Annotated in this window: 11 protein-coding genes; 5 read left to right on the forward strand and 6 right to left on the reverse strand. The window is 75.6% G+C overall.

What is annotated here, in order from left to right:
- Nucleotides 1-18: 18 nt before the first annotated feature.
- From CLV52_RS06955 to CLV52_RS06980, 6 genes are read right to left on the reverse strand one after another with little or no spacing between them, the layout of a single operon-like run.
- Complete coding sequence (locus CLV52_RS06955) at nt 19-636, reverse strand: hypothetical protein (protein WP_133765504.1); 618 nt, start codon at nt 634-636, stop codon at nt 19-21.
- Nucleotides 633-4,556: a type VII secretion protein EccCa gene (eccCa, locus tag CLV52_RS06960; RefSeq protein WP_133765505.1), complete on the reverse strand. Its 3,924-nt coding sequence runs from the start codon at nt 4,554-4,556 to the stop codon at nt 633-635. Before eccCa ends, CLV52_RS06955 begins: the two co-directional genes overlap by 4 nt.
- A complete protein-coding gene (locus CLV52_RS06965; RefSeq protein ID WP_133765506.1) occupies nt 4,553-5,374 on the reverse strand; it encodes a hypothetical protein in 822 nt (273 codons plus the stop codon). The genes eccCa and CLV52_RS06965 overlap by 4 nt, the downstream gene beginning before the upstream one ends.
- Entirely contained in the window at nt 5,371-6,690 is a 1,320-nt protein-coding gene (locus CLV52_RS06970; RefSeq protein ID WP_133765507.1) for an EsaB/YukD family protein, read from the reverse strand. The genes CLV52_RS06965 and CLV52_RS06970 overlap by 4 nt, the downstream gene beginning before the upstream one ends.
- Complete coding sequence (locus tag CLV52_RS06975) at nt 6,687-6,914, reverse strand: helix-turn-helix domain-containing protein (RefSeq protein WP_133765508.1); 228 nt, start codon at nt 6,912-6,914, stop codon at nt 6,687-6,689. Before CLV52_RS06975 ends, CLV52_RS06970 begins: the two co-directional genes overlap by 4 nt.
- Nucleotides 6,907-7,854, reverse strand: coding sequence for an FHA domain-containing protein (locus CLV52_RS06980; protein WP_133765509.1), 948 nt, complete (start codon nt 7,852-7,854; stop codon nt 6,907-6,909). Before CLV52_RS06980 ends, CLV52_RS06975 begins: the two co-directional genes overlap by 8 nt.
- 269 nt (nt 7,855-8,123) lie before the next feature.
- On the opposite strand from CLV52_RS06980, the gene CLV52_RS06985 reads away from it, so the two are divergent.
- From CLV52_RS06985 to CLV52_RS07005, 5 genes are read left to right on the forward strand one after another with little or no spacing between them, the layout of a single operon-like run.
- A complete protein-coding gene (locus CLV52_RS06985; RefSeq protein ID WP_133765510.1) occupies nt 8,124-8,456 on the forward strand; it encodes a hypothetical protein in 333 nt (110 codons plus the stop codon).
- A 23-nt stretch (nt 8,457-8,479) separates the two neighbouring features.
- The gene (locus tag CLV52_RS06990; protein WP_133765511.1) at nt 8,480-8,791 is read left to right on the forward strand and encodes a pore-forming ESAT-6 family protein; all 312 of its coding nucleotides are present in this window, start codon (nt 8,480-8,482) and stop codon (nt 8,789-8,791) included.
- A gap of 7 nt (nt 8,792-8,798) precedes the next feature.
- Complete coding sequence (locus CLV52_RS06995; RefSeq protein WP_133765512.1) at nt 8,799-9,161, forward strand: DUF6507 family protein; 363 nt, start codon at nt 8,799-8,801, stop codon at nt 9,159-9,161.
- Nucleotides 9,158-11,527: a glycohydrolase toxin TNT-related protein gene (locus CLV52_RS07000; protein ID WP_133765513.1), complete on the forward strand. Its 2,370-nt coding sequence runs from the start codon at nt 9,158-9,160 to the stop codon at nt 11,525-11,527. Before CLV52_RS06995 ends, CLV52_RS07000 begins: the two co-directional genes overlap by 4 nt.
- Nucleotides 11,514-11,996 carry a hypothetical protein gene (locus CLV52_RS07005; RefSeq protein ID WP_133765514.1) on the forward strand — a complete coding sequence of 161 codons (483 nt, stop codon included), beginning with the start codon at nt 11,514-11,516 and terminating at the stop codon, nt 11,994-11,996. The genes CLV52_RS07000 and CLV52_RS07005 overlap by 14 nt, the downstream gene beginning before the upstream one ends.
- Nucleotides 11,997-12,030 lie beyond the last annotated feature (34 nt).

A 12,030-nucleotide genomic window follows, 5' to 3' on the forward strand; every position in this document is an offset into this window, starting at 1 on the left:
CCCGGCCGCGCAGGCGGATCAGCCGCCGACGCCCGCCCGGTGGCGCGACACGAGGTCCGCGACGTGCGCCGCGAGGTCGTGCGCGGCCCGACGGGTCGGGCGTGCGAGGCGCGGCATCGCGATCCGACCGCCGACCGCGAGCGCGGGGTCGGTCGGGATCGCGTGCACGCTCCGGCGCTCGAAGTCGCTCCGCAGCGACTCCAGCTCGTCGGCGTCGCGCACCGGGCCGAACGGCGCGTCGAGCGCCAGCACCGTGCGGCGGCGGCCCTGCAGGCCGGTGCTCCCATCGACCTCCGTCAGCAGGGCGCGGGCGTCGGCGAGGCCCAGCGGGGTGCGCGGCGCGACGATGACGAGCAGGTCGTGCGGCCTCGCGAGGACGTCGAGGGCGATCCGCGCCGCGTGCCGGCCGGCGTCCTGCAGTCGCACGAGCGGATCGATCCGCGCCACCTCGTCACCGCTCGGGAGGCGGGTGCCGACGTCGCCGCCCGCGTGATCGAGCAGCTGCGGGGCGCCGAGCGGGCGCGACCGCATGCCCTCGAACAGGAGCGCCGCGACGGTCGTGACGCCGACGCCGCCGCCCGTCCCCGCGACGACGACGCGCACCCCGGAGTCCTGGGCGGCCAGCGGATCCGTCACCGGCCGACCTCGAGCGCGTCCGCGAACGCCGCGATCTGCACGATGACGCCGCTGTCGCCGCGCCGCACCAGCCGACCGCGGCCGGGCACCATCGGCTCCGCGTACACGCGCGGCAGGATCTGGCCCTCCGCGCGGTCGCCCGACATGAGCAGCGTCGTCCCACCGGTCTCGCGCAGGGCTTGCAGCGACCGGTCGAACAGGGCGCGCTGCAGGCCCGCGACGGGCCGCGTGAGCATCACGTGCAGACGCAGGTCGCGCGCGCTCGGCAGGAACGGGAGCAGGGGTTCGAGCGGGCTCGTGCCGCCCGACGACAGGATGTCGAAGTCGTCGACGACCACCACGATCCGCGGCCCGGAGGTGCGATCCGCCTGCCGCTTCCGCAGCTCGATCGCGATCGCCGAGGCCAGCTGCCCGGCCTCCGTGCTGCTCGCCGCGGACCCGCCGAGGTACTCGTCGGGGCACGCGTCGCGCAGGCCGCCGCGCGTGTCCATCACCGCGATCACCAGCTCGTCCGCCGTGTACCGGTCGACGAGCCCCGTGATCGCGCCGCGGAGCACGGTCGTCTTGCCGCAGCCCACGTCGCCGAAGACGAGCAGGTGCTGGTCGGCCCGCTCGAGATCGAGCGCGACCGGCGACATCGTGTCCTGCCGCAGGCCGATCGGAACGCGGTCGGGCTCGTCGAAGGGGTCGGGCAGCGCGCCGGGGTCGAGGGAGGTCGGCAGGAGGCGGATCGGCGCCGCCGCCGGACCGGCCCAACCCGCGACCGTGGATGCGGCGAGCTCCTCGAGCGCGGTCGGCAGGTCCGTGTCGGCCACGTCGTCGAGCACGGGCAGGGCGACCTGGGCGAACAGCCCGCCCTCCGTGAGGACCCGGCCGGGCTGGTCGGGGCGGATCGTGCGCATGAGCCGCCGGTCGATCAGCGAGTCCGCGGCGTCGTTGAGGCGCAGCTCGACCCGCGTGCCGACGAGCGGCTGCAGGCTCATCCGCAGCTCGTTCCAACGGGTGAGACCGAGCACGAGGTGCACGCCGAAGCCGCTGCCGCGCTGCAGGAGGTCGGCGAGCGCCTCGTCGAAGCGCTCGAACTCGCCGCGCACGGCGCCGTAGCCGTCCACGAGCAGCACGACGTCGGCGGTCCGCAGCTCCGGCACCCGGCCCGCGGCGTGCCGGCGCCGCAGCTCGGCGGGGGAGTCGATGCGGTGCTCGCGGAACACGCGCTCGCGCTCCGCGAGCATCAGCTGCACCTCCTCCAGCAGCCGCTGCACCGTCGCCGGGTCGGCCCGCGTCGCGACGCCGCCCACGTGCGGGAACGCCTCGATCGCGGCGAGTCCGCCGCCCGACAGGTCGATTCCGTACACGGCGACCTGGCCCGGCTCGGTGGAGAGGGCCGTCGCGGCCGCGAGCGTGCGGAGCACCGTGCTGCGGCCGGAGCCCGGCGCGCCGATCACGGCGGCGTGCCCGCCCGCCGCCGCGAGGTCGAGGAGCCACGGCTCCTGCCGCTGGCCGCCCGGATCGTCGAGCAGGCCGAGGGGCACCAGCATCGGGGCCCCACCCCGCCGCGCGGGGTCGACGACGCGGGACAGCGCGAGCCGCGCGGGCAGCGGCGGCATCCACACCGGCGCGACGGCGCGCTGACCGTCGGCCAGCCGGTCGACGGCCTCGTCGACGAGCGCACGGCCGACGCGGGGGCGCTGCAGCTCCGGCTCGACGCCCGGCTCCGCGGGAGCGAGCCCGTTGTGCACCGGCAGCAGCATCGCGCGGGGCGCGTCGAGCGGCGCCGGCGCGCTGACCGCCTCGACGGGGCCGGAGACGTAGCCGGCCCGGAAGCGGCGGAACACCGTCGTGTCGACCTTCAGGTAGGCGTAGCCGGGGATGGCCGGGAGGTGGAACGCGTCCGGCCGGTCGATGATCGTCGTGGACTCCGTCTCCGAGAACGTGCGGAGCCCGATCCGGTACGAGAGGTAGGTGTCGAGGCCGCGGAGCTTCCCGGCCTCGATGCGCTGGCTGGACAGCAGCAGGTGCACGCCGATGGACCGGCCGATGCGGCCGATGGTGATGAGCAGCTCGATGAACTCCGGCTCGGCGGTGAGCAGCTCGCCGAACTCGTCGATGACGAGCAGGAGGTGCGGCAGCGGCGGGAGGTCGGGCCGCTCCCGGCGCATCTCGGCGTAGTGCGACACGGACGCGAGGTTCCCGGCGTCGCGGAGCACCTTCTGCCGCCGCACGACCTCGCCGGCGATGGAGGCGCGAGCCCGCTCGGTCAGCTGGGCGTCGTCCTGCAGGTTGTCGATGATGCCCGCGACGTGCGGCAGCCCGGCGAAGGAGGCGAACGCGGCACCGCCCTTGAAGTCGACGAGCACCATCGCCAGGTCGTCGGGGGCGTGCGACAGCGCGAGCCCGAGCACGAGGGTCCGCAGCATCTCGCTCTTGCCCGACCCGGTCGCTCCCACGCAGAGGCCGTGCGGCCCCATGCCGAGCTCCGCGGACTCCTTGAGATCGAGCAGGACCGGGGCGCCGAAGTCGTCGAGCCCGATCGGCACTCGCAGGAAGTCCCGCGGGGTGCGGGGCGTCCAGGCCGTCTCCGGCGACACCCCGGTGACGTCGCCGATCCCGAGCAGCTCGGCGATGCTGACGCCCTCCGCCGACTCCGCCTCGTCGACGGCGCTGAGGCTGAGCCGGAGCGGCGCGAGCGCGGAGGCGAGGGCCCGGAACAGCGGCGGCGGCGTGACGTCGAGCCGCGCGGTCCGTTCCTCCACCTGGCCGTCCGCCACCCGCCGGACGTCGGTGACGACGGCCTCGCCGTCCTCGACCGTGATCCGCACGGTGACGTCGGAGGGCTCGTGCAGGCGGTCGGTCAGCAGGTGCACCGCGGTGGTCTGCAGATCGGGGAGGCCGAGGTCGGCGTCGGGCACCGGGAGCGTCGAGGCGACGTGCCCGCGGTCGTCGAGCAGCACCACGAGCCGCGGGAGCCCGGTCGTACCGGTGTCGCCGGTGCTGCGCTTCGCGGTCGCGGCGACCTGTGCCCGATCCGCGAGGTCGCCCCCGAGCACGGCGGCGAGCGACGCCGCGTCGGGTGCGATCCGCCGGGCGGGGACCGGGCCGTCGAACAGGGTCGCGTCGACGACGTGCGGCAGCGCGTCGAACCCCGTCCAGTCGCTCGCCGCGGACTCGGGGAACGCAGCGGCGAGGTGGAGGTCCTCCGGCGAGTGCAGCGCCGCCAGCTGGGCGATCAAGGACCGCGCGACGCCGAGCACCTCGTCGGCGGTCCCGACGATCGAGACGTGCCCCGCCCGCTCGAGGTCGACGGCGACGGGCATCCCCGCGATCGCGGAGTACTGGTCGACCACGAGCTGCGCCTCGGCGCGCATGATCGGGTCGAACGGCTGCACGGGGTTCTCGTCGCGGGGCAGCGCGAGCCGGAACCACGGGACCTCGCCGGTGCCGATCCGGGCCCGGAGGAAGTCCGCGTCGCCGCGGCGCCGCTCCCAGAGCCGCGCCGGGTCGCGGACGAGGTCGAGCAGCGCGCCCGGCTCGGGATCGAGCATCGCCGCCCGGTCCCGCACCTCGCGGGCGCGTCGACGCAGCTCGGTGCGGGTGCGCTCGAGGAAGTCGAGGTACCGCCCGCGCTGCAGGCGCCGCTGACGGGCCGCCTGGCCGCGGGACGAGAGCGCAGCGCCGACGCCGCCCACGAGCGCGACGACGAGGATGACGGCGCCGACGACCATGAACACCGGGTTCGCGTTGCGCAGGACGACGATCATCACGATCGATGAGAGCGAGCCGACGACGGGCAGCAGCGTCTGGATGGGGATGCCCGAGAGCGGTCCGTCGCCGAGGGCCGGCGGCGGTGCGAGCACGTCGGGGTCGGGCGGGGTCACCGGTCGGGTGATGCGCGCAGGCCGGTGCACGATGCGGAGGCTCATCGCCGGTTCCCGCCCGGTGTCATGACGGCGGCGGCGAGCCGGATCAGCGCGGCGCGGGTCGCGGACGAGCAATCGGCGCCGTGGACCGGCCGGAGGGCGCGGCGCGCCGGCTCGAACGGGACGCGGACGACCGGGACTCCGACGTCCGCGCCGAAGCCGACCGGCAGTCGGCCACCGGTGCGGCCGACGTCGACCGCGGCGACCACGACGTCGGGGCCGTTCGGGAGCGCGCGGACGGCTTCGGCGGCCGCGAGCGCGCGCTCGAGTGCGCTGCGGTCCGATCGCGTCACGACGCACACCGTGCTCGACGCCGCGGCGACGCCGCCGAGGTCGGCTCCCGCGCCTCGCACGCCCCAGTCGGTGCAGACCACGGGGCAGAAGCGTGCGAGCGGGGCGACGTGCTCCGCCCAGGCCGTCTCGGTGATCGCGAGATCGTCCTCGGCGTGACCGTCGAGCACGGCCACCCCGGCGTCGGTGATCGGCAGGCCCGCGAGCGCGTCCGCCTGCGACTGCGGCCGGGTGCGGCGGGCGTCGGCCGGAGGCGGTGCGGTCGTGCCGAGACCCGCGTGCCAGCGCAGCGACCGCGGCCCGGCAGCGGCGTCCACCGCGAGCACGGCGCCCCGGCGCCGCACCGCGATGAGCGCCGCGACGGCCGCGACCGTGGTGGAGGCGCCGACCCCGCCCACGAGCTGCACGAACCCGACGCGGCGGCTGAGCGCGAGCGGCGCGCGGATCGCGCGGTCGGCGGCCTCCAGCTCGGCCTGGCGGTCCGCCGCGCCGCCGAGCAGCGCCGGCAGGAGCGCGGTGGCGCCGCTCACCGGAACGCCCCGAGCAGCTCCGCGTAGACGCCGAAGGCGCCGATCACGAGCGGGACGAGCGCGACGACGGCCACCGCTTCCAGGACCGTGCCGATCCGGCGCAGACCCGCCCGGCGGTGCGGGGCGGGCGACACCTCGGCCAGCACCCCGATCACCACAGCGGCGAGGGCGAACGCGCCGGCGGCGGCGACCGGGACGAGCAGCCCGGCGATCGCCACCGCGGCGGGGATCGCGACGGCCGCCCAGAGCGCGAGCACCTGCCAGCGCAACGGGAATGCGCGGGTCCGCAGCGCGACGACCAGGGCGACCGCGCCCGCGGTGCCGAGCACCCACGAATCCGGGCGCAGCACGGCGGCGGTCAGCGCGGCGGCGAGCGTCGCCGCGAGCGCCGCCGTCGACCACGTCAGGGTCCGGTAGGCCGACGCCAGCGTCGTGAGGACCTCGTCCCGCCGGGTGAGCCGGCCGGCGATCACCCGGTCGTCGAGCGCCGCGAGGCCGGACGCGCTCATGGCCGCGGCGGGCAGGAGCCCGACGGCGACGACGGCGACGACCGCGGTCACCGCGCCGACGCGGCCGAGCGGCAGCCCGAGGCCGAGGAGGACGAGGGGGAGCGCCGCGCCGCCGAGGCCCAGCAGCGAGCCGAGCGTCGCGGCCCGGCTGCGGGACGCGACGCCGTGGCCGAGCAGCAGCGTCGCCCAGAGGACCGCGAGGAGCACGCCGACGGTCGCCGCGCCGGCCGCCGGCCCGCGGGCGCCGACCACGCCGGTCGCGACGAGGCCCGCGGCGGGGACCAGTCCGAGCGCGACGGCGAGCGCGACGCCCTGCGCGCGGCGGAGGCGTCCCAGCCCGAGCCCGAGCGCGACGAGCAGCGCGAGCGCCCAGGCCGCCGCGGGCACGGCGGGCGCGGGGGACGCTGCGGCGAGCGCGGCGATCCCGGCGCCCGCGGCGGCGAGCCCGATCCCGACGGCGCCGGCGACGATGCGCGCGGGTGCGTCCCAGCGGTCGCGCCGGTCGGCGATCGCCTCGCTCACCGCGTCCGTCACATCGCTCACCTCGGGCGGCGGCGGCGCCTCGTCGAGGCGGACGAGGCGCAGCAGCTCGCCGTCCGCGACCGCGAGTTCGGCGGGGGAGCGGTCGGGGTCGAGCTGCTCCCCGGTCAGGCGCGTCAGGGTGAGCGGTCGGGCCACCCGTGCCGCCGGCTCGCCGAGCAGGTCCATGAGCTGGGGCACGAGCGTGCCGATGGTCTCGTCGTTGGGCACGACGACGACCGCCCGCCGCTGCGAGCCGACCACGGTCACCCGGGTGAAGTCGCTCATCGGCCCGCTCCGGTCTGCTGCGTCGCGAGCGCGTGCAGCACGAGGGAGGTGCCGACGCAGCCGGCGCACACCACCGCCGCGAGCACGAGGCTGCCGACGACGCGCTTCACGTTGTCGTGCACGGCCCGGCGCTCCGCCAGCTCGCCGAGCAGGAACGCGCCGCGGAGACGGCTCCGGTGCGTGCGGACCGCTTCGAGCAGGACGGCGTCGGTCTCGTCAGCCACGCGGGGCCCCTTCCTCCACGGCCACGGACCGCACGGTGAGCTCGCGGCCGCCGAGGCGGATCCGCCAGCCCGGCGCGACGGCGGTGCGCACCTCGGGCACGAGCGGCCGGAAGGCGCCGGCTTCCGAGCGGACGCTCGTGCCGCCGGGGGAGCCGAGGTCCGTGACCCAGAGCAGCCCCTCCGCCCAGTCGACGAGCAGGTGCGTGCGGGCGATGCCGCGACTCAGATCGGGCAGCGCGTGCACCCGGCGGACGCCGGGCCGCTGCTCCGGTGCGCGCCCGAGCAGCACCGGACCGTCGACGACGAGCTCGTCACCCGAGTCGACCACGAGCCGGGCAGCCACGGTGTCCACGGGCGAAGGCGCGCGGGCGGCCGCGGCGGCCCGCGCCTCGGGGAGCGTGTCGGCCGCGAGCGCCACGGGGACGATCCGCGGAGCGGCGGGATCGCGTCCCTGCCGGAGGTCGGCCGTGACGAGCGATCTGCTGCGGCCCGTGAGCACCGCCGCGACGGCGACGCCCCACCGCCGCGTGGGGAGGCCGCTCAGCGCGTCGACGGTGCGGAGTCCGAGCCCGGCCCGGCCCGGGGTCCTCCCCGACGCGCGGAGCGCACCCGCGAGTGCGCCGACCGCGATGAGCGCGGCGAGGACGCCGGCCTCGGTCGCGAGCAGGACGTCCCGGGCGAGGGCGCGGGAGGCGAGCTCGACGGCAGCGGCGACGGCCGCGCCGGCGGCCAGTACGACGGCGAGGTCCACGAGCAGCGCCGTCCTCCGACGACCGCCGGACGCCGCGAACACCCCGTCGAGCGGCCCGGCGCCGGCGAGGGCGCTCCCGGGCGCGACGTCATCCAGCCGGACCCCGCAGACCGTGCAGCGCGCCGCGACCGGCGCGACGGGCGCTGCGCATCGGCCGCAGGTCGCGGCGGGCAGCAGCGCGTGGGGCATGGCGGGGTCCGTTCGGGGTGGGTCGGTCCACTCTGCGCCCCCGGCGGGCGACCGAGGACCCCCAATTCTCAGGCCATCAGGCCTTTCGTGTCGAACCGGTGTGCCCGCGAACGGTCCGGGACCCTCGCATTCCGAGCCCGAGGTGGACAGTCGGCCACGATCGGCGCAGCATGGACGTCGAGCCCACCACCCGGCTCGCGCCGCCCAGCACCCGCCCAGGTGCTCCCGGCACGCTCCGATGAGAACCCCTGATCGAAGGATGGTCACGCATGAAGTTCGCGATGGGAGCCGACACGCTCGCCCAGCTCGGCAAGCGCACCTCTTCCGCGTCGGGCGACCTCGGCGCGCAGGTGAAGGCGCTGCTCCATGCCGCCGAGCCGATCGAGAACCGCTTCAACGGCGCCGGCCGCGCCGCGTTCGACCGCTTCAAGGGCGAGTCGGACCAGGTGGCGGCGGAGCTCGACCAGTCGCTCGCCGCCGTGCTCGGTGGCATCCGCGGCATGGACACGACGTTCCACGCGGGCGACGAGCAGATGGCCGACGACGCGACGAGCGCGATGGGGTCGGTGTCGTTCGACGCCGCCCGGTTCTCGAGCCGCTGAGCGACGGACAGGAGGAGATCCCGATGGTGAACCAGATGGACCGCCGCGACTACGACGTCGCCGCGTCGCAGAGCGCGCAGGACAACTTCAACGTGGTCGCCGCGCAGCTCGAGGCGCTCATCGACCAGCGCGACGCGGACGTCCGCGCGGCGATGGCCGACTACCAGGCCGACGGGGTGTCGGACGAGTACCACGGCAAGGAGCTGCGCTGGAAGGCGGCGGCGGCCGAGGTGCGGAACATCATCTCGACGCTGCGCAGCTCGCTCTCCACCACGGACCAGACCGCGCACCAGACGCTCGCCAAGGCGAAGAGCGCGGTCGACGCGATCGGCTGACCCGGACGTGACCGGGTACCGGGTCGACCCCGCGGGGGTCAACGCCGTCATCGGCGCCGTCGTGACGTCGGCGCAGCCGATCGACAAGGCCGTCACGGCGCTGGAGGGCGACGTGGCGTCTGCGGCGACCGGCGCATCGTCGGCCCTCGTGGGCGGCGCCCTGCAGGAGGCGTTCCAGACCCTCGGGGCGCAGCTGCAGGAGGTGCGCACCCGTGTGCCCGCGGTGCTGCACGGCGCCGCGGATGCGGGCAAGGCCGTGCTCGACGGCGACGAGGCGATGGCGCAGCAGATCGTCGGCCTCGCGACGGGCGCCCTGTCGGAGACGCAGGTGCTCCGCTCCATGGCGCACGGCGGGGCGGTGCCGCGATGACGATGGTCGACCCCTCCGGCATCCCCGGCGCCGACCTCGACCTCGAGTCCGTGCGGACGGGCGCGTCCGGCATCGGCCGCAACGGCGGGGTGGTCCGCGACCAGGGCGCATCGATCGTGCGCGACTGGCAGCGCATGCCGGGGGTCTTCGAGGCCAGCGGCACCGAGTCGCTCTACAGCGCGATGACGCCCGTCGGCACGACCACGACGGCGATCGGCGACTCGCTCGACGGCATCGCCCGCGCGCTGACGGCCTACGCGTCGGAGGTCGAGCCGATCAAGGCGCGGCTCGACGCCCTCCGCTCCCAGGCGACGTCGTTCGTGACGAAGGCGAACTCGTTCACGTCGCACACGGAGTGGGTGTCGAGCGGGTACACGCTGGGGATCCCGCACCCGCAGCAGATCGACTCCTGGGATCAGGACCCCGACTTCAACGACGAGAACAACTCGTTGATCCGTCAGGTCGCCCAGGCCGAGGCGGACTGGCTCGACGCGCAGCAGCGCTGCGCGACCGCGATCCGCGCCGCCGTCGGTCTCGCCGCGACGGGCGCGGCCGACGAGCGGGCGCTCGCCGAGCAGCTGCGCGGCGGCGACCAGCTGCAGACCCCGTGGGGAAAGACCGGGGACCGCAAGGAGTCCTGCTCCGAGAAGGCGACCACCTTCCCGACCCACTTCCTCTGGGACGGCGTGGTCGTCGGCTTCGGCTGGGGCACGATCAAATCCATCGAGACGCTCGGCGGGCTGAATCCCGACGCCGTGTGGAAGGCGGGCGACGGCATCCTCCACGGCGACTGGGGCCAGGTCGTCGAGGCCGGCAAGGAGGACCTCGCCTCGACCGGTCAGGCCTGGCTCGGCCTGACGCATCTCGTGAGCTCGCTCGCGATCCCGGTGAACCCCGCGTTGCGGATGCAGCTGCTGCAGTCCGGCGCGTTCGACTGGCTGCCCTCGGACCTCCGCCAGGGAGCCGAGGACTGGACCGCCGCGGACGGCACCGCCCTGTACGGCACCGTCGCCGGCTTCGTCGGCCTGACCCTGCCGCAGAAGTGGTGGGACCCGAAGGCCTACAAGGCCGACCAGGTGTTCCAGAACTGGGCGGAGAACCCCGGCGGCGCCGCGGGCAACTCCGTCGCGAACATCGCCAGCTTCTTCATCCCCGGAGCCGGCGAGGCCAAGGCCGCCGGCATCGCGGGCGACGCCGCGAAGGTCGCCGAGGGCACCCGCGTCGCCGACCTGCTCGCGGACGGTTCGATCGGCACCCTCCGCGGCCTCTCCGCCGATGCGCTGAAGGCGACGATCAAGGGCCTGTCGGACGCCGATGCGGCGAAGCTCGCGACCGAGCTGGCCAAGCCCGAGCTCGACGCCGGCGCGCTGGCGGGACTGAAGCTCGACGACCTCACGATCCACGAGCCGCCCGCGCCGCACGATCTGCCGGCTGCTCCGCCGACCGAGCGGATCCCGGATCGCACACCGCCCGTCGACGAGGCACCGGCGACGGCCGATGCGCCTCCCGTGCGCGACGCCGCGGCGGCGCACGAGGCGCCGGCCGCGCACGAGCCGCCCGCCGCCGAGCAGCGCGCCGAGGGCACGCCCTCCTCCGCGGACGCGCCGTCGTCCGGGAGCGATCCGGCCCAGGACGGGCCGCGCGACGCGTCGACCACCGAGCAGTCGCCCCACCGCGAGGACGAGGACGGGCTGTACAACCGGCTGCAGCCGGACGACAAGGGCACCGGCATGCACTGGGACCTGGTGGACGCGAAGGTGCCCGTCGGCGAAGGCGGTCCGGGGTGGGTCCGACTGCCCGACCTCCCCGCGCCGACCGACGGCGTCCCGCACGGCGAGGTGCTGCCGGAGCACGGTTCGTATGCGGAACGCACCGAGCCGATGAACCAGAAGAGCGCATCCCTCCGGGTGGATGCGGACGCGCCGTGGGGCCGGTTCTCCGACGGGCGCCCGCTGACGCAGGACGACTGGGTGGAGCGCTACCAGAAGCCGGACGGGTTCGCCTACCCGGACAACGGGGGCGCCGTCCCGGGAACTCGGGCGGAGGTCACGGACCTCGGGGTGATCCTGCGGGAGTTCGGGCCGCAGGTGGACCGCATCGGCTACCCGGGTGGCGGATACCTCTCGCCCATCATCGATTCCACTCCGTTCTCCTTCGAGTCCCGCGCGCTCGTGCCCGACACGCTGTACAAGCCCTACTCGAGCTACATCATCGGCGCGGACCGGCTGCCCGAGGGCTGGAGCGCTGTCGTCTCGCGGGTCGCTCCTGCCGAGGGTTTTCCAGGCGGCGCGCTGCAGCTGCAGTTCTTCGACCACGGGCAGGAGCTGAGCGTCACCGACCTCATGAAGGCGCATGTCCTCGAGTGAGCTCAGCCTGAACGGCGTCACGATCGACCGGCTCGGGTTCGCCGGGTACCGCCCCCGAGCGGCGGACGACGGACTGCTCGTGACCGACGGCGAACTGCGGTGGCGGATCTCGAAGGACGAGCACGCCTTCGCCGTCGACTTCGCCGAGCGCGGCGACGCGTGGTCACGTCGCATCGAGGCGCGACGCTTCGAGGACGTCGAGCGGTGGCTCATGCTCACGACGAGTCCCGATGTCCGCATGGCACGGGGCCAGTACGCGCCTGCCGGGCCGTCGGAGGAGGAGATGGCGCCCGGATTCTCGATCCGCCTCGAAGGGCGTGACCGGCTGGTCGTCGATCGGGGCGGGCAGGAGCGCATCCGTCTCGTGAACGTCGGGGACCGGGTCGGAGCCGCGGTCGCATTCACCCATCTCGCGGACCTGCCGTTGGCCGAGGTGCCGGCCCGCCTCGACCGCGAGACCCCGCGATGATCGGCTCGGCACCCGGCGGTGCTGTCGCCGACCT

Origin of the sequence: Amnibacterium kyonggiense, assembly GCF_004364555.1 — a bacterium.
GTDB lineage: Bacteria > Actinomycetota > Actinomycetes > Actinomycetales > Microbacteriaceae > Amnibacterium > Amnibacterium kyonggiense.

What these genes read in the sequence shown, in the direction of transcription:
- eccCa (WP_133765505.1), bottom strand. Translation starts at nt 4,556, where the DNA reads ATGAGCCTCCGCATCGTGCACCGGCCTGCGCGCATCACCCGACCGGTG.
- CLV52_RS06970 (WP_133765507.1), bottom strand. Translation starts at nt 6,690, where the DNA reads ATGAGCGACTTCACCCGGGTGACCGTGGTCGGCTCGCAGCGGCGGGCG.
- CLV52_RS06980 (WP_133765509.1), bottom strand. Translation starts at nt 7,854, where the DNA reads ATGCCCCACGCGCTGCTGCCCGCCGCGACCTGCGGCCGATGCGCAGCG.
- CLV52_RS06985 (WP_133765510.1), top strand. Translation starts at nt 8,124, where the DNA reads ATGAAGTTCGCGATGGGAGCCGACACGCTCGCCCAGCTCGGCAAGCGC.
- CLV52_RS06990 (WP_133765511.1), top strand. Translation starts at nt 8,480, where the DNA reads ATGGTGAACCAGATGGACCGCCGCGACTACGACGTCGCCGCGTCGCAG.
- CLV52_RS07000 (WP_133765513.1), top strand. Translation starts at nt 9,158, where the DNA reads ATGACGATGGTCGACCCCTCCGGCATCCCCGGCGCCGACCTCGACCTC.
- CLV52_RS07005 (WP_133765514.1), top strand. Translation starts at nt 11,514, where the DNA reads ATGTCCTCGAGTGAGCTCAGCCTGAACGGCGTCACGATCGACCGGCTC.